Here is a 19,418-nt window from a genome sequence, read left to right as displayed (position 1 = left end):
CCAGTTGAGGATATTTTTGGCACAAATTTCCGATATATCGCAATCAGCGACTATGGCTTCATGAAAAATAGCAAAATGAATCTATTTCTTTGCGCGCGACTGACAGATTTTAGAGATATTTTCCCCCAAACCTGCAAGCGCAGGAAATTCGTTTTATGATCGACCACGCGTGCACCCGGCGCAGACAGGCCAAGCCGCGACCAATCTAACCTTCCGATCACTGCGTAACGCTTTCACAAAGGCGTTGCAGTCTGCGCGCCGATTGAAGAACCCAGATGATCCCCCCAGTCGCGCCCCGCCCAAGGCGAGCATCATGAGCCATTCCTGGCGCGTCAGCTTGCTTACGCTCACCCTCGCCTCGGCCGGGGTGCCGATTTACATCCATGTGCCGAATTTCACGGTGATCGGGCTTGTGATCGGCGTGATCATTGGGGCGCGCGCGGGATATTCCGCCTTTGGCTGGATGGTGGGGCTTGCGATTGCGGGCTTTATCGGCGCGGCCGCCCTGCCCCAAGGGGCTGCGCTGGGATTTTGCGTGATCTTCGTGGTGTCGGGCTTTGCGCTGGGTGCAGATATGGTGATCCTGTCGGCCCTGTTCGCAAGCAGCCTTGCGCGCGCGGGGTTGCAGGCCAGTCAAGCCTTTGGGATCTAGAGCTTTGCCTCCAAGAGCGCACTGAAGATACTCGCCATCGCGATGGTGATGACGATGCCACGCCGGGTCTTTGCCGCGCCCTCATAACGCCCCCGTTCGCGTCTCTAGCCAAACATCAGATTAGGCAGGAACAGCGTGAGTTGGGGAACGAACAGCAGCAACAAGAGCAGTAAAAAGATAGCCAGAAAGAACGGTAAGGACTCGCGGATATACTCTTCCAGCGGGGTGTCGAGGATGCTGCACACCGTATACATCGCCACCCCAACCGGCGGCGTCATCGAGCCCAGCGTGACGATGGTCATCATCAATATGCCGAAATGCACCGGGTCCACCCCCGCCTTTTCGATCACGGGCACGAAGATCGGGGTCAGCAGCAACACAAGGATCGTGCTTTCGAAAAACAGGCCCGCAAGAAACAGGCTGATCAGGATCACCGCCACAATGGCGCGCGGGTCCGACAGGCTGGAGAGCAAGGCTTGGGCGATATCTTGAGGCGCTTGCAAAAAGATGATCGCAAACCCGATCATCCCGCTCATCAGAATGATCAGCATGATCAGACCGATATCGGTGATCGCATCGGAAAAGGCAGTGGTGATGCGCGCCAGTGTCAACTCGCGATGGGCAAACCGGCCCACAAGGATCGAATAGACGACCGCAAAGGCGCCGACCTCGGAGGGGGTGAAAATACCGCCCCGGATCGAAACGATCAGCAAGACCGGAAACAACAGTGCCCATTTCGCCTGCCACGCAGCGCGGCCCAGCTCAGAGGGGGTGGGACGGCGGCTGTCGGCCACAACATAGTTGCGCCGCTTGGCCACGATCCACGCCGCGACCATCAAAAAGACCATCATCAACAGCCCCGGCACGATCCCGGCCATGAACAGCCGCCCGATCGAAACCTGCCCGACATAGCCATACAGGATCAACCCGATCGAGGGCGGGATCGTCGCCGTGATCAGTGAAGACAACGCGATCACGCTTGACGCGTAGCCCTTGGAATAGCCGTGCTTGATCATTTGCGGGCCCAGAATGCGCGCCTCCATCGCCGCATCCGCAACCGCCGAGCCCGACACCCCGCCCATCAACGTCGACAAGATGATCGAGACCTGCGCCAGCCCGCCCGCCATCCAGGCCACCGCGACATGGGAGAACTTGAACAGCCGCCCCGTGATCCCGCTTTCATTCATCAAATGCCCCACCAGCACAAAAAACGGCACCGCGAGCAGCGGAAAACTTTGCGAAACGGTGGCGATCTTTTGCACCCCGATAGAGATCGGCATCACATCGGAGGTCAGGAAAAACGTAAACCCCGAAATGCCAATGGCAAAGGCAACCGGCGCGCCCAAAAACAGCAAGACGAAAAAGACGATGGCGATCAGGATCATGGTTTAGATCTCCGGGGTTGAGGGAGCGCCGGTGAATACCCGCGCAGCCCCCGGGCCTCGGTTGCGCCATGCCGAAATCAGATTGCCCGTCATCGCCGCGATCAGCAGCAACGAACCCGCAGGCACCGCAATTGTCACCCACGCATAAGACAGCCCGGAGTCGCCGAATTTGCGCTGCAGGTTCATCATCGTCAGGCCATAGCCCTCAACCGTGAGGATCAGCAAAAAGACGCAGAACACAACGTATAGCGCGCTTTCCAGCCACAGCCGCGCGCGCTCGGGCAGCAGGCGCACAACGAAATCAACGCCCAGATGCACCCGCTTGCGCATCGCGCGCGCCGCCCCCACGAAACACAGCCAGATGAACAGAAGCTGGGCCAGATCGACCGACCAAATCAGCGGATGATCGAAAAAGCGCATCACCGCCGCGACAAAGACAAGAAGCGTGATGATGCTGAGCAAAGCGATGCCAGCCACCAGCTCCGCGCGCTCAAGTATCCGTGCCATATCGCTCTCCTAGGTTTGGGGGGGCGCTGCGTAACCGCCGCAGGGCGCACGCAGCGCAGCTTGGCCGCATTGCGGGTGCGCCGGGACGCACCCGCGCCTTGGCCTAGCTGTTTGCCATCGCCTGCAATGTGTCGCGCAGATCGCCATAGCCCAGATCGTCATAGACGGGCGCGGTCGCCTCTTTGAACGGGGTGGTGTCGATATCGCGCACCGAAAGCCCCTTATCCTTCAGCGATTGCTCGATCGAGGCAAGGGAATCGCGTGTTCCGTATGAGGCAATATCGCCCGCCTTGAGCGTCTCATCGCGCAGGATCGTCTTGAGATCGGGGGCAAGCGTGTCAAACCACGGCCCCGAGGTGACGATCCCGGTGATCAGGTTGATATGGCCGGTCTTGGTGATATGGCTGATCACCTCGTAAAGTTTGGCCCCCTCGATTGCGGGGAACTGCGCTTCGGCCCCGTCGATGACATGGCTGGACAAGGCCGAATAGACCTCGCCCCAAGGCATCGGCGTGGGGGTGGCCCCCATTGCAGCAATCGTCTTGGTCCAAACTGGCGCGCCGGGGGTACGCATGCGCACGCCTTTTAGATCGGCGGGCACATTGACCTCTTCTTGGGTCAGCACATGGCGCAGCCCCTGCCACCAGTTGAACGACAGCACTTGCAGTTGCGCGCCATCATGCAGCTTGCCCACCCAATCCTCAAACATCGGTGAGGTGACAACCTTGCGAATGCCGTCATAGCCGGGCGCAAGATAGGGCGCACCCAGCACGCCGAATTCCTTTTGATACAGCGCCAGCCGCCCGCCATCGACGACCACCGCCACCGGAGCCCCGGCGCGCGCCTGTTCCAGCACGTCCTCATCCGGGCCAAGCTGGGAATTGGGGAAAAGCTTGATCGTCAAGCGCCCATCCGAGGCCTTGGCGACATTGGCCTGCAGCGCCTCGAGCCCCTTATAAAGCGGATCGCTGGTGGCCAATGCGGTGTTGATGGACAGCGATTGCTCTGCCGCCATGGCGCGTCCGGCGAAAGACATCGCCCCCGCCGCTGTCGTCGTCGCCGCCACGCCCATCATCCCCTGAAGCGCCTGTCGGCGGTTCATTGCGGTCTTAAACATTTGGTCTCCTCCCATTTGTTTAGTCTGTCTTGGTCGTTATTTGCCCTGCGGTGCCCCACGTTTCTGGGACCCACCTTGCGGCGCGTCAAAAAAGGCCGGCTTCTCAGCCACAACTTCGGGCAGATCTGTCAGAATGGCGCGCAGGTGATGGCGGATCGCCGCCTCGGCCTGCACCGGGTCGCCCTGCATGATCGCGCTCACCACCACCCCGTGCTGGGCCACCAGTTTCGCCATTGGAAAACGCTGCGTGCTGAGATGGCGCACCCGGTCCATCTGCGATTTGACGCTTTCCACCACCGCCCAAGCGTGGCTTTTGCCCGCCGCCTCGGCCAGCATCTTGTGAAAGCGCTCATCCAGTTCGATAAAGCCGAGATGGTCTTGCTTGGCGGCGCATTTTTCCTGTGCCGTGATGAAACGCCCCAAAGCACGCCCCAGCGCAGGATCGGGCTTCGCCGCCAAAAGCTTGACAATATCGGCCTCGATTGCCTCGCGCACAAAGCGCGCATCCATCACCTCAGAAACGACGATACGGCGCACGAACGTGCCGCGCTGCGGACGCACCTCCACCAGCCCCTCTTCGGCAAGCTTGATGAAGGCCTCGCGCACCGGTTGGCGGCTGACCTCATAGCTTGCGGCAATCTCAGCTTCGGAAATTCGGGTGCCCGGTTCCAACTCGCCACGAATGATGCGCTGGCGCAAAAGGCGAAACACCTGCGGTGAGACGGCTGCGGCCAGATCAAGCATGACGCGGGGTAGCTGTGCACTCATGGCGGGCCTCCTCCGGGCGGCAAATTTATACCATACTGCCATACTAGTCAACTACAGTAAAAGCTAATAAAAAGGCCAAAGTCCCGGGCCGAACCACCCGGAAATCCTGCGCGGGAGGACACGATGAGGCAAACATGGCGCTGGTTTGGACCGCACGATTCGGTGTCGCTCAGGGATATGTTGCAAGCTGGTGTTGAGGGCGTGGTCAGCGCGCTGCATCATGTGCCCACCGGCGCGATCTGGACCCCGCAAGAGATCGCGCAGCGCCAAAGCGAGATCGCGCAACTGCCCTCTGGTGCGCCCTCGGGGCTGGCTTGGGAGGTGGTGGAAAGTCTGCCCGTTTCGGAAGATATCAAGCGCCAGGACGGCGATTGGCGCGCCCATATAGCCGCCTATACGCGCAGCCTTGAAAACATCGCGCGCACCGGGATCAAGGTGGTGTGTTACAATTTCATGCCCGTGCTGGACTGGACGCGCACCGATCTGCACTGGCCGCGCCCGGACGGGGCCACCTGTATGCGCTTTGATCTGGTGGCGTTTGCCGCGTTCGATCTGTTTATCCTGCAACGCCCCGGCGCGCGCGACGATTGCCCCGCCGAGATTGCGGATCTGGCCACGGCCCGGTTCGCGCTGATGGACGAGGGCGCGCGCGCAGCCCTTGCGCGCAACGTGGTTTTCGGACTGCCCGGCGCGGCGCAACAGGTCACGCTCAGCGATGTGCGCCAGCATCTTGCTGCCTATGACGCGATCCCGGCCCAGCGTCTGCGCGCGCATTTCATCGACTTCCTGAGCGAGGTCGTTCCCGTCACAGAACGCTTGGGTCTACGGCTGTGCTGCCATCCAGACGACCCGCCCTTTGATCTGATTGGCCTGCCCCGGATCATGTCATGCGAGCAAGATTTCACCACGATCACGACAGAGGTGGACAGCCCCGCCAACGGGATCACGCTGTGCACCGGCTCGCTGGGCGCGCGCAGCGACGTGGATCTGGCGGGCATGATGGAGCGGCTGGGGCCCAAGGTGCATTTCCTGCATCTGCGCAATGTCAAACGCGAGGGCACGCGCTGGCCCGGCTCATTTTATGAATCGCGCCATCTGGAAGGCGATGTGGATATGGTTGCGGTGATGGATGCGGCCTTGCGCGAAGAGGCGCGGCGCAAAGCCGAGGGGCGCGCGGATTGCTCGATCCCGATGCGCCCCGATCATGGTCAGGATATCCTAGACGATCTAAGCCGTGCCGCCCAACCCGGCTATCCCGCGATCGGGCGGCTCAAGGGATTGGCGGAGTTGCGCGGCATCCTCACGGCGCTGTCACATCCCACGATCCGCGCGCCATCGACCCAATTCTGGCCTTGACGGCATGCGATGACGGGCGCGAAGGTGGGCAGTGCTGGTTCGGACCTGTCGCTCCCGCGCGTTCAGGCCCCACGTTCAGGCCCCGCGTTCACGGGACGTGATCTAGATCAGCGCGCGCAGCCCTGATCAAGGCTAGGCTTGCCCAAGCACTTGGCATCTTTAGCAAAGGAGCCCTTCCATGCGCCCCGTTATGCCCCACTGCCCCCTGCCCGACCCCGGCACGCCGCGCGTCAGGCTTGCGCCCGCGCGCGTCATGATCTGCGGGGGCTTGCAGTAATGGCACAAAGCACAGACAACACTGCCCACCTTGATCCTTATGAGGCACTTGGGCTGAGCAAAACCGCGACGCAGGCAGAGATCAAGAAAGCCTATCGCAAGCTGGTGCGCACAAGCCATCCCGACATCAACCCCGATGACGCGGGCGCCGAGGCCCGGTTCGTGCAAATCTCGGCGGCCTATGACCTGCTTAAAGACCCCGACACGCGGGCGCGCTTTGATGCGGGGGAAATCGACGCTTCGGGGCAGGAAAAACCGCAGCGGCAGTATTATCGCGACTATGCTCAAAACCAACGCTCGACGCGCGATAGCGCAGGGTTTGAGGGCATGGACCCCGACGACATCTTCGCCCAGATGTTTCGCCAGCGCAGCGGCGGCGCGCAGCAAGGCCATGGGTTTTCGGCGCGCGGGCGCGATGTTGGCTACACGCTGGAAGTGCCGTTTCTGGATGCAGCGCGCGGCGGCTCTGCCCATATCAGCCTGCCCGGCGAAGGTCAGATTGATCTGAAAATCCCGGTCGGCTTGCGCGATGGCCAGACCCTGCGTCTGCGAGGCAAGGGCGGTGAGGGCTTTGGCGGTGGCCCGCGCGGGGATGCGCAGGTCAAGATCCACATCCAGCCCCACCCGCTGTTTCGCCGCGAGGACGACACAATCCTTTTGACCCTGCCGATCACCTTGGATGAGGCCATTCTGGGTGCAAAAGTCACGGTACCTACGATCCACGGCGATGTGGCCCTGACGATCCCGAAAGGGTCAAGCAGCGGCAAGGTGTTGCGCCTGCGCGGGCGCGGTGTTGAGCGCAAGGGTCAGGCGGGCGATCAGCTTGTCGAGCTGCGCATCGTGCTGCCCAAGACGGTGGACGACAAGCTGGCGGCCTGCATTGAGGAATGGGCGAAAACCAACACCGAAAACCCGCGCGAGGCGATGCTGAAAGGAGTGCCGAGATGATGCAGGTATTCACCGTAACCGAGACGATTTCGCGCGTCACCCGGCTGACGCAAACCCGCCTGAGCGCCTATATCGAAGCCGAGGCCGTCACGCCCGCCCCTAGCCCCACTGGCCCGCTGTTTGACACGGGCGATCTGGCGCGGCTGGACCTGCTATGTGAGCTGGATGAACTCTATGACATGGGCCCCGAGGCTTTGGCGGTGCTGATCTCGGTGCTGGACCAGCTACACGCGGCGCGGCGGGATCGCTCGGCTTTGCTGGAGGCGATCGGCAAGGAACCCCCCGAGGTGCGCGCCCGGATTGCCGCCACGCTGACGCAGGCGCAAAGAGACCCCGAGGGCGAACAATAGAGCGCCCTTTTGCGCGAACGCGAAAGGTTGGCGTGTTGAACCGGAAAGCGTGGTGATGGCGCCCCTAAGCGCAGTTGAGTGCGTCACATGGAATGTGCATCGCGGGCGCGGTGGCGATGGTCGGGTCGATCCGGGTCGGGTGCTGGATGTTCTGGGCCGCGAGGTCTGCGCCCATCAGCCCCATATTCTAGCGCTGCAAGAGGCCGATGGCGAAACCCCGCCCCATGCCGGTATTTTCGATCTCGCGCGGATCACGGCGCAAACTGGGCTGATCTATGCCCATGACACCCCCGCCTTGCGCTGGGGCGATCAAAGCCACGGATTTCTGGGCGCGATCCTGTTCGTGCATCCCTCTTTGCGCATTGTGGGCGCGGATGTGATCGACCTGCCGGGGCATTGTCATCGCGGCGCAGTCGTGTTGGAGCTGCGCAACGGGGCGCAACCGCTGCGCATCATCACGGCGCATCTGTCGCTGAGCCAGATTTTGCGCATCGCGCAGATGCGCACCCTGGGCCAATATCTGCTCCGCCGCCCGGAGATGCGCACGATCTTGCTGGGTGATCTGAACGAATGGCGCCCTTGGGGCGGGTTGGCGTTTTCACGCGCGATTATCGGCACCCGGCTGGGTGGGCCGGTGCGGGCGAGCTTTCCCGTCAACCGCCCCTTGCTGCCGCTTGACCGCATTCTGAGCGACCGCCCCGAGCAAATCCGCGATCTGCGCGTGCTGGATGGGCCGGGCATTCGCGCTGCGTCGGATCATCGCCCGCTTGCAGGGCGAGTTCTACTTGACTGAGCGGCGCGGTGCCATCCGCGCCATTACCCCATCGCGCAGCCACAGCGCATGAAACAGCGCCGCCCCGATATGCAGGCCAATCAGCACCACTAGCGCCAGACGGGTGATCGCATGGGTGGTTTTCGCGACCGTCTCCAACCCCGGATTACGGCCCATCAGATCGGGCACCCCAAGCGCGTCGAGCCCTTCAATCGGAAAGCCCCCCGCCATCACACGCAGATAGCCCGACACGACCATCACAAAGACCAGCAGACACAACAGGGCATGGGTGATGCCTGCAATCCGGGCCTGCAAGGGCGCAACCGAAGGCGGCAAGGGCGGCGGCGGATAGCGCAGTCGAAAGCCCAGCCGCACCAGCATCAGCAGGCCAATCACCACCCCCGCATTCTTGTGAAACAAAAACAGTGCGTCTTGCAGCCCGCGCGGCAGCCCCTTGACAATCATGATCTGACCCGCCGGGATCATCAGCAAAATCAGCGCCGCGATCAACCAATGCAACAGACGCGCCGTGGGACGATAGGCAGGGCTGTCGAAAGTATCCTTGGGTGGCATCTTTTTGCTCCTCCCATGAGAATTCGCAACAAAATGCAGCAAGAGGACATAAAGTCATCCCAATCTGACCCAATCACGTTTACTTGACAATCCTAAAGGCGCAATAGCTTCCCTCTCATGACAACTCCCCTGACCTCACCTGATCGCATGACACGTTTGATGCAGCCCTTGGGTGCGACCTCGCCCTCGGGGGCATGGATGCGGCTGCTTTGGCTTGCTGTGCCGCTAGGCGTGCTTTGCGCCGCTCTGGCTGCGCGTCTGGCGCCGAGCGGGGCAGCGGTGTCGGTGGGGCTGTTTGTGGCGGTGACCGCCCTCGCCGCCGCCCTGATGCGTCGGCGCTATGCCCATCCGCGTCTTGGCCTGTGCAACACGGTGACGCTGACGCGCGCGGCGCTGGCCTGCGCGCTGGTGGCACCTCTGGCGGGGGGCGGTTTTGCGACCACACACAGTGCGATCGACGCGCGCTGGCTGAGTGTGATCATCGCGACAGTCGCGCTTGCGATGGATGGGCTGGATGGCTGGTTGGCGCGGCGCAGCGGGCTGTCTTCGGCGTTTGGCGCGCGCTTTGACATGGAGGTAGACGCCGCCCTTGGGCTGATCCTGTCGCTGCTGGTGGTGGCCTCTGGCACGGTTGGGATCTGGGTGCTTGCATTGGGCACCATGCGCTACGCCTATGTTTTGGCCGGGCTTTTCCTGCCCTGGCTAAACGCCCCCCTCCCCGAGCGGTTTCGCCGCAAGGCGCTCTGCGTGGTGCAGATCGGCGCGTTGATCGTGCTCTTGATCCCCGGCCTTGGCGCGCTGGGCGCAACCCTGATTGCAACAAGCGCCACGCTGGCCCTTGCGGGATCTTTTGGCGCTGACATCCTTTGGCTGGCGCGGAGACGGCGGACATGAGCATCGCGCGTCGCGCCGCCTGTCTGCTCGGGGCCGCCTTGATCCTTGATCTCATGCTGGTCTTGCCAAACCAATCGCGCGGCTTGGTTGTGGCAACGGCGTTGCGCCTGCCGCTGGAACTGCCGGTGATCTTGCTGGTTTTGGCTGCGCTGTCCCGGGACGCGCGGATCAGCCACGTCCTCCTCGTGGTTTTGGTGGCTGTATTGGCGGCGTTGGTCGCGCTGAAACTGGCTGATATCGGCACGTTCACAGCCTTCGCCCGCCCCTTCAACCCGGCGGTCGATCTGTTCATGATTGAGGCAGGCACCCGATTTGGCATCAGCACGATCGGTCTGCCTTTGGTGATTTTGACCGCTCTGGGCGGCGCGCTGGCGCTGGCGGGGCTGATCTGGACGCTGTGGTGGGCCAGCGGGCAATGGCTTGGCCTTGCGAGCGGGCCCGTTGCGCGCAGCCTGACGGGAGTGGCCGCAGCTTTGGGCGTGCTGATGATTGGCGCGCAGCAAAGCAATTCTCTGCCGCTACGCCTGCCGTGGTATGCGGGCACGACCCATCTTGCCAGCGCGCATCTGCGCAGCTTCACCCAGACCTTGGCCGATCTCAAACGCTTTCGCGCAGCCGCCGCAAGCGATCCCTTCGCCGGGTCGGCAGGGCTGTTTGACCGCCTGCAAGGACGCGATGTGCTAATCGTGTTTATCGAAAGCTACGGGCGCGCGAGCTTCGACAACCCGCTTTATGCGCCCACCCATGTCGCGACACTTGAAAACGCCGCGCCCAAGCTGGCGCAGGCGGGGCTGGCGATGCGCTCTGGCTGGCTGACCTCGCCCACCGAGGGCGGGCAAAGCTGGCTGGCCCATTCCACCTTGGAATCCGGCCTGACGATTTCGGACCAAACCCGCTATCGCGCGCTACTGGCCAGCCCCCGCCGCACGCTTTTTGATCTTGCCGCCGCCTCAGGGCTGCGCACCGCCGCCGTGATGCCGGGCATCACGCTAAGCTGGCCCGAAGGCCCGATTCAGGGCTTTCAAACCATCCTTGAAGCGGCGGATCTGGGCTATCAGGGCCAGCCGTTCAATTTCGTCACCATGCCCGATCAATATACGCTGTCGGCCTTTGATCGGCTGGTGGCGCGCGACCCGCACGCGGGGCCGCTATTTGCACAGATCGTGCTGCTGTCCTCGCACGCGCCTTGGGTGCCAGTGCCCGAAATGATCGCTTGGGATCAGGTCGGTGACGGGCGCGTCTTTGATCGCTGGGCCCTGTCGGGCGATCCGCCAAAAGTGGTCTGGCGAGACCGCGACCGGGTGCGCGATCAATACCGCCAAGCGATCGATTATTCGCTACAGGCGATCTTGTCTTACGCCGGACGGCACGCCAACAAGCCGCCATTAATGGTGGTTCTGGGCGATCATCAGCCCACCCCTTTCGTGGCCCAGATCGACAGCAAAGACGTGCCCGTGCATCTGATCGGCCCGCCCGATCTGATTGCGGATTTCGACGCTTGGGGTTGGACGCCGGGGCTGGTGCCCGATGCGCAAACCCCGGTCTGGCCGATGCGCGATTTCCGCGACCGGTTTATCAATGCGCTCACCAGTTTGCCGATCAAGGTGGCGCAATGATCGGGCGCGCCCTGCGCGTGGGGGCTGCGCTGGTGCTGCTGGCACTGGCCTGGCATTTCGCCAATGGGGACGCAGCGCTAGAGCGCTTGGCGCAGGCCGATTGGCGCTGGCTGGGCGCGGCGGTGTTGGCGGTGAACCTGCAAACGGTGCTCTCGGCGCTGCGCTGGCGTTTGACTGCCAAAGCGTTGGGACAGCGGATTGATCGGGTGCAGGCGGTGGGCGAATATTACCTCGCCCAATTGGTCAATCAAACCGTGCCGGGCGGTGTCTTGGGCGATGCAGGCCGCGCCGTGCGCGCGCGCCATTCGGCCGATCTGTTGCGATCTGGCCAAGCCGTGGTGATTGAACGGCTGGCGGGGCAATTCGCGCTGGCGGCGGTATTGCTGCCTGCGCTGGCGCTGTCGGGACATGGGCTGTGGGCGCTGGGGCTTTTGGCACTGGGCCTTGGGCTGGTGGCGGGGACGCGCGCGCTGCCAAGGTTGCGTGCCTTGCTCACGCCCCTGCGCCGCGCCCTTGCGGGGCGGGATGTGCGCGGTCGACAAATCGCGCTTGGCTTTGCCATCGTGGTCGCGAATTTAGCGAGCTTTGCCTTTTGCGCCTATGCCAGCGGCACCGCGCTGCCGCTGGCGGCGATCCTCACCTTGGTGCCGCTTATTTTATCGGCGATGTTGGTGCCCCTCAGCATCGCGGGCTGGGGCTGGCGCGAAGGGGCTGCGGCGGCACTGTTTCCCCTCGCCGGAGCCACCCCCGAGGCCGGTCTCGCCGCCAGCGCGGCGTTTGGCGCGGTCTTGCTGCTGTCCTCTGTGCCGGGCCTGTTCTGGCTGGCATGGCAACACCAAAGGATACGCACCGCTTAAGCCCGAGACGTTGTCGCACAGCACCGTCACCTTATATCGAAACGCAAAGACAGGAAACGACATGACACATCATAGCTTTTCACGGCGCGGATTTCTGGCAGCAGGCGCGGGCAGCGTTTTGGCCGCCACGATGGGCGCACGCCCGGCCCTTGCAGCGACCGACGTCGCCTTGCAACTGTCCTGGCTGCCCTCGGTGCAGTTTGGCGGCAGTTATATCGCGCAATCGCGCGGCTATTGGCGCGATCTGGGTCTGAATGTCGCGCTTAACCCCGGCGGACCAAACGCCCCGGTAGAGCCCCCCGTTGTGGCAGGCAGCGCCTTGATGGGCATTTCGGCCGCTGATTATACCGCCGCCGCTGTGGCCCAAGGCGCGCCCTTTCGCATCATTGCCGTCGCGATGCAGAAAAACCCCTTCGCCATCGCCTCGCTGCCCGCCAAGCCGGTTAATGTGCCCAAGGATCTTGAGGGCAAGAAGATCGGCATGGCGCTGGCCAATACGCCTGTTTTGAAGGCGCTGTGCAGCCTCAACGATGTCGATTTTGACGCGATCGAGATCGTTCCGACGCAATATGACGCTGCCCCCTTGCTGGCCGGTCAGGTCGATTGCCTGCTGTGCTGGGAGACCGATCTGCCTGTGGCGATGATCATACGCGGGCTCAAACCTATCACGATGCTGATGGCCGATTACGGTTATGCGGTGCAATCGCAAACCTATATCGCGACCGACGATAGCATTGCCAACCGACGCGCCGATCTGATTGCATTGCTGCGCGGCGAAATCCACGGCTGGAACGACTACCTTGCCGATCCCGCCGCCGCCGCCGCGCTGACGGTGAAAATGTTCCCCGATGCGGGCCTTGATCTGAAGACGCAAGAGCTGCAAGCCGCGCGCCAAGTGCCGCTGATGTTTTCACCGGTGACCGAGGCTCATGGCTTTGGCTGGTTCACCGATGACAGCATCGCCGCCAATATCAAGACCTTGGCGCTGCTGGGTCAGGATGTCAGCCCCGATCTTTGGGACCGCTCGCTGCTTGAAGAGATCCATGCCAGCTGAGCCCCCGCCCCCGATCCAGTGTCGCGATCTGTCGCGTAGCTTTGGTCACGGGCCGGCGCGCGTGGACGCGCTTGAGCCGTTCGATCTGAACTTTGCGGCCGGTCAGACCACCGCGATTGTCGGCCCCTCGGGCTGTGGCAAATCCACGTTGCTGCGCCTGATCGCGGGGCTAGATACGCCGAGCACCGGCTCGGTGCGGATCGGTGGCGAAACCCCGTTGCAGATGCGCCAACGGGCCGCCCTGTCGGTGGCGTTTCAGGATGCGGCCTTGTTGCCATGGCGCAGCGTGCGCGGCAATATCGCGCTGGCGCGCAAGCTGGCGCATTTACCCCCCGATCCGGGCGGCGTGGATCGGCTGATCGCGATGGTCGGTCTGGCCGGATTCGAAGAGCGCCGCCCCGCTGATCTCTCGGGCGGGATGCGCCAACGCGCCGCGATTGCGCGCTGTCTGGCGACCGATCCGCGCCTGTTGCTGCTGGATGAACCCTTTGGCGCGGTCGATGAGTTGACGCGCGCGCGCCTGAACCGCGAGTTGCCCGCGCTGTGGCAGGGACATGGCGTCACAACCTTGCTGGTGACCCATTCGGTCTCTGAGGCCGTGTTGCTGTCGGACCGCGTCATCGTGCTGTCGCCGCGCCCGGCGCGGGTCGTGGCCGATATCGCGATTGATCTTGCGCGCCCGCGAAATCCGGGCGCTGAGGCGGATGCGCTGATCGCCGCTGTGACCGAGGCGCTTGCCCAAAGCGCTCCGCCACGCCCCGAACCATGCGTGAGCGCGCGATGACAATCGCGCTGCATCCGTTGCGCCAACGCAGCAGCGATCGGCTTTGGTTGGTGCTGAGCGTGCTTGTCGCGCTGCTCATCTGGGAGCTGTTGGCGCGCGCCTTTGCCCATACCTACCTGATCGCGAGCCCGGTCGAGATTGCGCGCTATCTTTGGGCCAATGCCGGGCTGGTTGCGCGTGCGGCGGGTATCACGGGGCTTACGGCTGCGATTGGGTTTGTGTTGGGCAATGCGGTTGCGATTGCGCTGGCTGCACTGGCGGTGCTGGTGCCGGGTCTAGCACGGATGATCTCGGCGCTCGCCTTGGTGGTGTTTTGTCTGCCGCTGGTGGCGACCGGACCGATCTTGCGCGTCCTTTGGGGGCCCGGTCTGGGGCCGCAAATCACGCTCGCGGCGCTGGCGGTGTATTTCACCACCTTTTTGCCGCTGATGGTGGGGCTACGCGCGGCCCCGCCCAGCTGGTTTGATCTGGTGCGCAGCTATGGGCGCGGACGGCTGACCGCCCTGATTGAGGTGCGCGCCATGGCCTCGCTGCCCTATCTGTTTGCGGGGCTGCAAATCGCGGCCCCCGCCGCAATCCTTGGCGCGATGTTCGGCGAGTTCACCGGCGCCGAGCGCGGCATGGGCGTGCTGACATTGCGCGCGATGCGCAGCCTTGATGTTGCGGGCACCTGGGCACTGGCGAGCACGGCGGCGGCGATTTCGATGCTGGCTTATGCGGGGTTGGTGCGGTTGGGACAAGCGCTCAACACCGGGCCGCCACCGCTGATCCTTGCGCCGCTTCTTGAAGGTGGACGGCGCAAGGGATGGCGCGTGCTGGCGCATCCGATCCTTGTCGTTCTTGTCCTGATCGCGCTTTGGTGGCTGTCGATGGAGAGCGCCGGGCTCAGCCAATTTTTCGCCAAGCGCCCCGGCGATGTCTGGGCCTTTCTGATCACCGCCCCCGAGGCCACTGCCCATCGCGCCACGCTTGGCTCGGCGTTGCTGGAAACGCTTGTGTTGGCGCTGCCGGGCTATCTTTTGGGCTTGGCGCTGGGGGTCGGGCTGGCGATGGCGATGGTACTGGCACCGCGACTGGCGCGCGCCGTGATGCCCATCGCGATCGCCCTGCGCGCCATTCCGATCGTGATCACCGCGCCGCTGATTGTTATCGCCCTTGGGCGCGGCGCAACAGGCACCATTACAATCGTCGCCCTGATGATCTTTTTCCCCAGCCTGATCGCATGTTATCAAGGGCTTGCGCGCACGCCGCGCCAAGTGCTGGAGCTGTTTGACAGCTACGCCGCCAGCCCATTGCGGCGCATGGCCAGCGCGCAATTCCCCGCCATGCTCCCTGCCTTTTTCGCCGCTGCGCGCATGGCCGTGCCCGCCGCAATTCTGGCCGCGACAACGGCAGAATGGCTGGCGACAGGGCGCGGGATTGGCGGCTTGATGGCGCTTACCGCCTCGACCTCGGGCTACGGAATGCTGTGGAGCGCGGTGGTCGTGCTGGCGGGCGTTGCGGTGGCGGGCTATGTCGGCATTGCGCAGATCGAACGCGCGGTGCTGCGCATTTATGGTGCCGAGCAACTGACGCGCTAAATGACCAAACTGGAGCCTGACATGCCCCCTGCCGCCTTTGCCATTCCCGGTGACATCGCGCAACTGACGGGCGGTTTTTTGTATGAGCGCCACCTTCTGGAGGCGCTGCGCCGTTCCGGGCGCGCGGTGACCCATGTGCAACTGCCCGCCGGGTTTCCCGATGCCAGCGCGGAGGAAGCCGCCGAAGCGCGGGGAACTCTGACCGCCCTGCCCGCGCAGACACCGGTGATTTTGGACGGGTTGGTGTTTGGCTCGATCGAGCCCACGACGCTGAAAGCGATGCGCGCGCCGATCATAGCGATGCTGCATCATCCTTTGGGGCTGGAAACAGGTCTGTCTGCCGCACGCGCGCGTCATTTGCTGGCGCGCGAGGCCGAAAACCTCACTCTCGCCGCCCATGTCGTCGTGCCGAGCCCGCATACCGCGCAGATCCTGCAAACCGAGTTTGGTGTGGACCCCTCGCGCATCTCCATCGCCTTGCCGGGATTTGAACGCCCTGCTGCAATCGCGACACCGCGCCGCCGCCCGCCACTGATCTTGTCGGTCGGGCTGCTGGCCGCGCGCAAGGGTCATGACGTGCTGTTGCAAGCGCTGGCGCAGATCACCGATTTGGACTGGCAGGCCGAGATCGTGGGCAAGGCGCATGACCCCGCGATTGCATCAGCCCTATCTGCGCAACGCGACGCGCTGGGTCTGGACGAGCGCGTGCGGTTTAGCGGAGTTTTGGCGCGCCCCGATCTGGATCAGCGCTATCGCGCGGCACATATGTTCGCGCTCGCCACGCGATATGAGGGCTATGGCATGGTGTTTGGCGAGGCGATGCTGCATGGACTGCCCATCGTCACCTGTCACACCGGCGCGGTTCCCGACACGGTGCCCGAAGGTGCGGGATTGCTGGTGCCAACGGATACTCCCGAAGCCTTCGCACAAGCGCTGCGCAGCGTGCTGAGTGACCCGGCCCAACATCGCGCGATGTCACACGCATCCGCAGCCGCCGGGGCGCGCTTGCCCACATGGGACGACACCGCTGCGGTGATGGGGCGCGTGTTGGATACGGTGGGCGCCGAGCATGAAGATAGACGCCCAAGCCATTGATCAGGCAACCGAAACGGCAGGCTCGGCTACAGTCGTGATTTGACACAGCTGCAAACCCGCCTGCGCCGCTTCGCGCCCCTTTTCCACGAAATGCGCGTGAAAGAAGGCATGGTGTTGCCCCGTTGGTTGGTAGTGATGCGGCGTGAGCGAAACCGACAGCACCGGCACCTCGGTTTTCAACTGCACCTCCATCAAGCCAGTCACCACGGCTTGGGCGACAAATTCATGGCGATAGATGCCGCCATCCACCACCAGCGCCGCCGCAATAATCGCATCATATTTGCCCGAGCGCGCCAGTGTTTGCGCCAGCAGCGGCATCTCGAACGCGCCAGGCACATCAAAGACGTCCACCTCTGCCTTTGGTGCCGTCTCGGCCAGGGTTTCGGTGAATCCGACAAGCGTTTGATCCACGATATCACCATGCCAACGGGCCTTGATGAATGCGAATTTTGGGGATTTTGTCATAGCTCCAGATCCTTTCCAACATGACAAGATCCCAGAGCGTGAGAAACGCCCGGCCAAGGCCATTCGCTCTCGTTCTCTACCATCCGGACTATACCGTCGGCCCCGGAATTCCACCGGATCTGCTGACCCATCCACCGGATGGCGCTCGCGGGCTTTTACCGCCGGTCGGGAATTGCACCCCGCCCTGAGAACGCCTTTGCGATACCCAAGGCGCGCTGTGCTGTCAAATGTGATTGGGGGAAACGCGGGGACAGGCCAAGGCTGCCACCGGTGTCAGACGCCTTTGAGCAGCGAGATCACGCGCCGGGTCGCGAGCGCATAGCCCTCGATCCCAAAACCCACGAGCACCCCATCAGCGCGCAGGCTGACATAAGAGTGATGGCGAAACGCCTCGCGCTTGTGCACGTTGGAGATATGGCACTCAAACACCGGGCCCTCAAAGGTGTTGAGCGCATCCAAAATCGCCACCGAGGTATGCGTGTACGCGCCCGGATTGATCACGATGGCGCAGGCGTTTTCGCGCGCGGCGTGGATCTGATCGACGATCTCGCCCTCGTGGTTGGACTGAAACAGCGCAATCTCAAAGCCAGCAGGCGCGGCCACGTCGGTGCAGATACGCGTGACATCCGCAAGCGTGTCCGAGCCGTAAATCTCGGGCTCGCGCTTGCCCAGCAGGTTCAAATTCGGCCCGTTGAGCACATAGATGGTCTTTGACATAAGGCTTCTCCGCTTGCGCCGCGCCCCAAGGATCAGGCGCGCCTTGCCCACGTCTTTACCCTAACCCAAGGATAAACACAGCAAAAGATGGATCAGCGCGGCGATGGGCGTGAAACTCTGTCGTGGCGCGGGCGCGTGATTTATGATTGGAATTGGGCAATCAACAGGCGTGCCAAGGCCTGCGCAAACGCAACTCAAAGGCGGATCATGAGTAAAAATTCCTATTACGCGCCGACGGGCGGGCTGCCGCCGCAGACGCAAATTTCGACCGATCGCGCGATGTTCACGCAGGCCTATGCGGTCATTCCCAAAGGCACGTTCAGCGATATTGTCACCAGTTTTCTGCCGTTCTGGGAAGCGACGCGGTTCTGGGTTCTCTCGCGCCCTCTTTCGGGGTTTGCCGAGACCTTCTCGCAATACATTGCCGAAGTGCAGCCGAGTGGTGGCTCGGATCGGCCTGAAACCGATGCGTCTGCCGAGGCAGTGCTGTTTGTCGTCTCGGGCGAGATCACGCTGACCATCGCAGGCAAGCCGCATGTGATGGGTCCGGGGGGCTATGCCTACTTGCCGCCGGGGTGTGAATGGACCTTGCACAACCGCGCCAGCGAACCCGGGCGCTTCCACTGGATCCGCAAGGCCTATGAGGTCGTCGAGGGGTTGGATGTGCCCGAGGCTTTCGTGACCAATGAAAACGACGTGCCCCCGACCCCGATGCCGGGAACCGAGGGTGCATGGGCCACCTCGCGCTTTGTCGATATGGCCGATATGCGCCATGACATGCATGTCACCATCGTCACCTTGCAGCCGGGTGCCGTGATCCCGTTTGCGGAAACCCATGTGATGGAGCATGGGCTTTATGTGCTTGAGGGCAAAGGGGTTTATCGGCTTAATCAGGATTGGGTCGAGGTCGAAGCAGGCGATTACATGTGGCTGCGCGCGTTCTGCCCGCAGGCGTGTTATGCGGGCGGACCGGGACCGTTTCGCTATCTGCTTTATAAGGACGTGAACCGGCATATGCGCTTTTCGGGCGGGTTTGCGCGCTAGGGTCCCTTAGTCGGGAACGGTTTCAATCACATAAGGGGTGGCCAGCCAGTGTTCCTCAAGGTTGGCCCCCGCCCCGATCCGGTCGATCACGGCGTAAAGCCCCGGAGCCTCAAACGGCGCGAGCACGCCATGCCAAACGCCGCGATGCAGGTTCACGGCTTGCCCCGGCTGCGTCAGGAAGGCCCTGATATTGCTGGGCGCGCCGTCCTTGTCCTCGGCCACGATCACCAGAAACCGGGTTTGTGTCATCGGGATAAACGCCTGACTGCCCGCGGGGTGACGTTCAAGCATATCGACGACATAGGGCAGATGGCGGGCCTTGGCGTCAAACAGGCTGATCCCGGCGTGCCCGTCTGAGAAATCGAGGCTCGCACGGTCGTGATAGCGCCCGCACATCCCGGCATTGATGATCTTGTCGGGCGCGCCGCTGATCTCGATCACGTCACCAAACAGCGCGAAATCTTTGCTATTCAAAGGACTTACATCAAGAAGTTGAGGCATTTCGAGTATCCTTTTTGTCGCCCTTTGATGAAGTGTCAGTCTGATCGGAGCGTTCCGCCGTCTTGGTTTCACACGCATCCCATGATCGTGCAAGCGCGCCAAACTTG

21 protein-coding genes and 1 riboswitch are annotated in these 19,418 nt (G+C 62.9%); of the genes, 13 read left to right on the top strand and 8 right to left on the bottom strand.

Translation table 11 applies throughout. The annotated features are described in order from the left end of the window. Nucleotides 1-313 precede the first annotated feature (313 nt). A complete protein-coding gene (locus AB4874_RS13805; protein ID WP_368392416.1) occupies nucleotides 314-652 on the top strand; it encodes a hypothetical protein in 339 nt (112 codons plus the stop codon). A 104-nt stretch (nucleotides 653-756) separates the two neighbouring features. Here the strand turns inward: AB4874_RS13805 and AB4874_RS13800 are convergent, their stop codons facing one another. The 4 genes from AB4874_RS13800 to AB4874_RS13785 all read right to left on the bottom strand — a co-directional run bounded on the left by AB4874_RS13800 (nucleotide 757) and on the right by AB4874_RS13785 (nucleotide 4,429). Then, nucleotides 757-2,037: a TRAP transporter large permease gene (locus AB4874_RS13800; RefSeq protein ID WP_368392415.1), complete on the bottom strand. Its 1,281-nt coding sequence runs from the start codon at nucleotides 2,035-2,037 to the stop codon at nucleotides 757-759. A 3-nt stretch (nucleotides 2,038-2,040) separates the two neighbouring features. After that, the gene (locus tag AB4874_RS13795) at nucleotides 2,041-2,544 is read right to left on the bottom strand and encodes a TRAP transporter small permease (protein WP_295532429.1); all 504 of its coding nucleotides are present in this window, start codon (nucleotides 2,542-2,544) and stop codon (nucleotides 2,041-2,043) included. 103 nt (nucleotides 2,545-2,647) lie between these two features. Beyond that, nucleotides 2,648-3,661 (bottom strand): C4-dicarboxylate TRAP transporter substrate-binding protein, encoded by a 1,014-nt coding sequence (locus AB4874_RS13790; protein WP_368392414.1) that lies wholly within the window; start codon nucleotides 3,659-3,661, stop codon nucleotides 2,648-2,650. Between the two features lie 36 nt (nucleotides 3,662-3,697). Beyond that, complete coding sequence (locus AB4874_RS13785; protein WP_368392413.1) at nucleotides 3,698-4,429, bottom strand: GntR family transcriptional regulator; 732 nt, start codon at nucleotides 4,427-4,429, stop codon at nucleotides 3,698-3,700. Between the two features lie 123 nt (nucleotides 4,430-4,552). Here AB4874_RS13785 and uxuA point away from each other — a divergent pair, with 123 nt between their 5' ends. The 4 genes from uxuA (at nucleotide 4,553) to AB4874_RS13765 (ending at nucleotide 8,152) form a co-directional block, all read left to right on the top strand. After that, nucleotides 4,553-5,785 carry a mannonate dehydratase gene (gene uxuA, locus AB4874_RS13780; RefSeq protein ID WP_368392412.1) on the top strand — a complete coding sequence of 411 codons (1,233 nt, stop codon included), beginning with the start codon at nucleotides 4,553-4,555 and terminating at the stop codon, nucleotides 5,783-5,785. A 276-nt stretch (nucleotides 5,786-6,061) separates the two neighbouring features. Then, nucleotides 6,062-7,009: a DnaJ C-terminal domain-containing protein gene (locus AB4874_RS13775; RefSeq protein ID WP_295532421.1), complete on the top strand. Its 948-nt coding sequence runs from the start codon at nucleotides 6,062-6,064 to the stop codon at nucleotides 7,007-7,009. Further along, on the top strand, nucleotides 7,006-7,359 hold the full coding sequence (locus tag AB4874_RS13770) for a hypothetical protein (RefSeq protein WP_368392411.1): 354 nt from the start codon (nucleotides 7,006-7,008) through the stop codon (nucleotides 7,357-7,359). Before AB4874_RS13775 ends, AB4874_RS13770 begins: the two co-directional genes overlap by 4 nt. A 55-nt stretch (nucleotides 7,360-7,414) precedes the next feature. Continuing rightward, nucleotides 7,415-8,152 carry an endonuclease/exonuclease/phosphatase family protein gene (locus AB4874_RS13765; RefSeq protein WP_368392410.1) on the top strand — a complete coding sequence of 246 codons (738 nt, stop codon included), beginning with the start codon at nucleotides 7,415-7,417 and terminating at the stop codon, nucleotides 8,150-8,152. Here AB4874_RS13765 and AB4874_RS13760 read toward each other — a convergent pair. Then, nucleotides 8,141-8,704 (bottom strand): cytochrome b, encoded by a 564-nt coding sequence (locus AB4874_RS13760; protein WP_368392409.1) that lies wholly within the window; start codon nucleotides 8,702-8,704, stop codon nucleotides 8,141-8,143. The genes AB4874_RS13765 and AB4874_RS13760 overlap by 12 nt on opposite strands. Nucleotides 8,705-8,863: 159 nt before the next feature. Between AB4874_RS13760 and AB4874_RS13755 the strand changes: the two genes are divergently transcribed. The 7 genes from AB4874_RS13755 (at nucleotide 8,864) to AB4874_RS13725 (ending at nucleotide 16,584) form a co-directional block, all read left to right on the top strand. Further along, nucleotides 8,864-9,598, top strand: coding sequence for a CDP-alcohol phosphatidyltransferase family protein (locus AB4874_RS13755; RefSeq protein WP_368392408.1), 735 nt, complete (start codon nucleotides 8,864-8,866; stop codon nucleotides 9,596-9,598). Then, nucleotides 9,595-11,214: a sulfatase-like hydrolase/transferase gene (locus AB4874_RS13750; protein ID WP_368392407.1), complete on the top strand. Its 1,620-nt coding sequence runs from the start codon at nucleotides 9,595-9,597 to the stop codon at nucleotides 11,212-11,214. The genes AB4874_RS13755 and AB4874_RS13750 overlap by 4 nt, the downstream gene beginning before the upstream one ends. Then, nucleotides 11,211-12,071 (top strand): lysylphosphatidylglycerol synthase transmembrane domain-containing protein, encoded by an 861-nt coding sequence (locus AB4874_RS13745; RefSeq protein ID WP_368392406.1) that lies wholly within the window; start codon nucleotides 11,211-11,213, stop codon nucleotides 12,069-12,071. The genes AB4874_RS13750 and AB4874_RS13745 overlap by 4 nt, the downstream gene beginning before the upstream one ends. A gap of 61 nt (nucleotides 12,072-12,132) precedes the next feature. Further along, nucleotides 12,133-13,125, top strand: a complete 993-nt coding sequence (locus AB4874_RS13740) for an ABC transporter substrate-binding protein (RefSeq protein ID WP_368392405.1) — start codon at nucleotides 12,133-12,135, stop codon at nucleotides 13,123-13,125. Then, nucleotides 13,115-13,909 carry an ABC transporter ATP-binding protein gene (locus AB4874_RS13735; RefSeq protein WP_368392404.1) on the top strand — a complete coding sequence of 265 codons (795 nt, stop codon included), beginning with the start codon at nucleotides 13,115-13,117 and terminating at the stop codon, nucleotides 13,907-13,909. The genes AB4874_RS13740 and AB4874_RS13735 overlap by 11 nt, the downstream gene beginning before the upstream one ends. Further along, complete coding sequence (locus tag AB4874_RS13730) at nucleotides 13,906-15,489, top strand: ABC transporter permease (protein WP_368392403.1); 1,584 nt, start codon at nucleotides 13,906-13,908, stop codon at nucleotides 15,487-15,489. Before AB4874_RS13735 ends, AB4874_RS13730 begins: the two co-directional genes overlap by 4 nt. Continuing rightward, nucleotides 15,490-16,584 carry a glycosyltransferase family 4 protein gene (locus AB4874_RS13725; RefSeq protein WP_368392402.1) on the top strand — a complete coding sequence of 365 codons (1,095 nt, stop codon included), beginning with the start codon at nucleotides 15,490-15,492 and terminating at the stop codon, nucleotides 16,582-16,584. Here the strand turns inward: AB4874_RS13725 and AB4874_RS13720 are convergent, their stop codons facing one another. Together AB4874_RS13720 and aroQ are read right to left on the bottom strand one after the other, a co-directional pair. Then, the gene (locus AB4874_RS13720; RefSeq protein ID WP_368392401.1) at nucleotides 16,585-17,049 is read right to left on the bottom strand and encodes a 6,7-dimethyl-8-ribityllumazine synthase; all 465 of its coding nucleotides are present in this window, start codon (nucleotides 17,047-17,049) and stop codon (nucleotides 16,585-16,587) included. A gap of 67 nt (nucleotides 17,050-17,116) precedes the next feature. Next, nucleotides 17,117-17,245, bottom strand: a riboswitch (FMN riboswitch). Nucleotides 17,246-17,322: 77 nt separating this feature from the next. Further along, nucleotides 17,323-17,766: a type II 3-dehydroquinate dehydratase gene (gene aroQ / locus AB4874_RS13715; RefSeq protein ID WP_368392400.1), complete on the bottom strand. Its 444-nt coding sequence runs from the start codon at nucleotides 17,764-17,766 to the stop codon at nucleotides 17,323-17,325. 207 nt (nucleotides 17,767-17,973) lie between these two features. On the opposite strand from aroQ, the gene AB4874_RS13710 reads away from it, so the two are divergent. Then, nucleotides 17,974-18,810 (top strand): bifunctional allantoicase/(S)-ureidoglycine aminohydrolase, encoded by an 837-nt coding sequence (locus AB4874_RS13710; protein WP_368392399.1) that lies wholly within the window; start codon nucleotides 17,974-17,976, stop codon nucleotides 18,808-18,810. Between the two features lie 6 nt (nucleotides 18,811-18,816). Here AB4874_RS13710 and AB4874_RS13705 read toward each other — a convergent pair whose 3' ends face one another. Further along, complete coding sequence (locus tag AB4874_RS13705) at nucleotides 18,817-19,311, bottom strand: ureidoglycolate lyase (RefSeq protein ID WP_368392398.1); 495 nt, start codon at nucleotides 19,309-19,311, stop codon at nucleotides 18,817-18,819. Between the last annotated feature and the right edge of the window lie 107 nt (nucleotides 19,312-19,418).

The sequence above is a fragment of the Thioclava arctica genome (assembly GCF_040892615.1).
Taxonomy (GTDB): domain Bacteria; phylum Pseudomonadota; class Alphaproteobacteria; order Rhodobacterales; family Rhodobacteraceae; genus Thioclava; species Thioclava arctica.
This window is presented reverse-complemented; position numbering and strand designations above follow the sequence as displayed.

What these genes read in the sequence shown, in the direction of transcription:
- AB4874_RS13750 (WP_368392407.1), top strand. Translation starts at nt 9,595, where the DNA reads ATGAGCATCGCGCGTCGCGCCGCCTGTCTGCTCGGGGCCGCCTTGATC.
- AB4874_RS13775 (WP_295532421.1), top strand. Translation starts at nt 6,062, where the DNA reads ATGGCACAAAGCACAGACAACACTGCCCACCTTGATCCTTATGAGGCA.
- AB4874_RS13805 (WP_368392416.1), top strand. Translation starts at nt 314, where the DNA reads ATGAGCCATTCCTGGCGCGTCAGCTTGCTTACGCTCACCCTCGCCTCG.
- AB4874_RS13790 (WP_368392414.1), bottom strand. Translation starts at nt 3,661, where the DNA reads ATGTTTAAGACCGCAATGAACCGCCGACAGGCGCTTCAGGGGATGATG.
- AB4874_RS13735 (WP_368392404.1), top strand. Translation starts at nt 13,115, where the DNA reads ATGCCAGCTGAGCCCCCGCCCCCGATCCAGTGTCGCGATCTGTCGCGT.
- AB4874_RS13765 (WP_368392410.1), top strand. Translation starts at nt 7,415, where the DNA reads ATGGCGCCCCTAAGCGCAGTTGAGTGCGTCACATGGAATGTGCATCGC.
- AB4874_RS13730 (WP_368392403.1), top strand. Translation starts at nt 13,906, where the DNA reads ATGACAATCGCGCTGCATCCGTTGCGCCAACGCAGCAGCGATCGGCTT.
- AB4874_RS13800 (WP_368392415.1), bottom strand. Translation starts at nt 2,037, where the DNA reads ATGATCCTGATCGCCATCGTCTTTTTCGTCTTGCTGTTTTTGGGCGCG.
- AB4874_RS13710 (WP_368392399.1), top strand. Translation starts at nt 17,974, where the DNA reads ATGAGTAAAAATTCCTATTACGCGCCGACGGGCGGGCTGCCGCCGCAG.
- AB4874_RS13795 (WP_295532429.1), bottom strand. Translation starts at nt 2,544, where the DNA reads ATGGCACGGATACTTGAGCGCGCGGAGCTGGTGGCTGGCATCGCTTTG.
- AB4874_RS13705 (WP_368392398.1), bottom strand. Translation starts at nt 19,311, where the DNA reads ATGCCTCAACTTCTTGATGTAAGTCCTTTGAATAGCAAAGATTTCGCG.
- AB4874_RS13760 (WP_368392409.1), bottom strand. Translation starts at nt 8,704, where the DNA reads ATGCCACCCAAGGATACTTTCGACAGCCCTGCCTATCGTCCCACGGCG.
- AB4874_RS13740 (WP_368392405.1), top strand. Translation starts at nt 12,133, where the DNA reads ATGACACATCATAGCTTTTCACGGCGCGGATTTCTGGCAGCAGGCGCG.
- AB4874_RS13755 (WP_368392408.1), top strand. Translation starts at nt 8,864, where the DNA reads ATGCAGCCCTTGGGTGCGACCTCGCCCTCGGGGGCATGGATGCGGCTG.
- AB4874_RS13720 (WP_368392401.1), bottom strand. Translation starts at nt 17,049, where the DNA reads ATGACAAAATCCCCAAAATTCGCATTCATCAAGGCCCGTTGGCATGGT.
- AB4874_RS13745 (WP_368392406.1), top strand. Translation starts at nt 11,211, where the DNA reads ATGATCGGGCGCGCCCTGCGCGTGGGGGCTGCGCTGGTGCTGCTGGCA.
- uxuA (WP_368392412.1), top strand. Translation starts at nt 4,553, where the DNA reads ATGAGGCAAACATGGCGCTGGTTTGGACCGCACGATTCGGTGTCGCTC.
- AB4874_RS13725 (WP_368392402.1), top strand. Translation starts at nt 15,490, where the DNA reads ATGACCAAACTGGAGCCTGACATGCCCCCTGCCGCCTTTGCCATTCCC.
- AB4874_RS13785 (WP_368392413.1), bottom strand. Translation starts at nt 4,429, where the DNA reads ATGAGTGCACAGCTACCCCGCGTCATGCTTGATCTGGCCGCAGCCGTC.
- aroQ (WP_368392400.1), bottom strand. Translation starts at nt 17,766, where the DNA reads ATGTCAAAGACCATCTATGTGCTCAACGGGCCGAATTTGAACCTGCTG.
- AB4874_RS13770 (WP_368392411.1), top strand. Translation starts at nt 7,006, where the DNA reads ATGATGCAGGTATTCACCGTAACCGAGACGATTTCGCGCGTCACCCGG.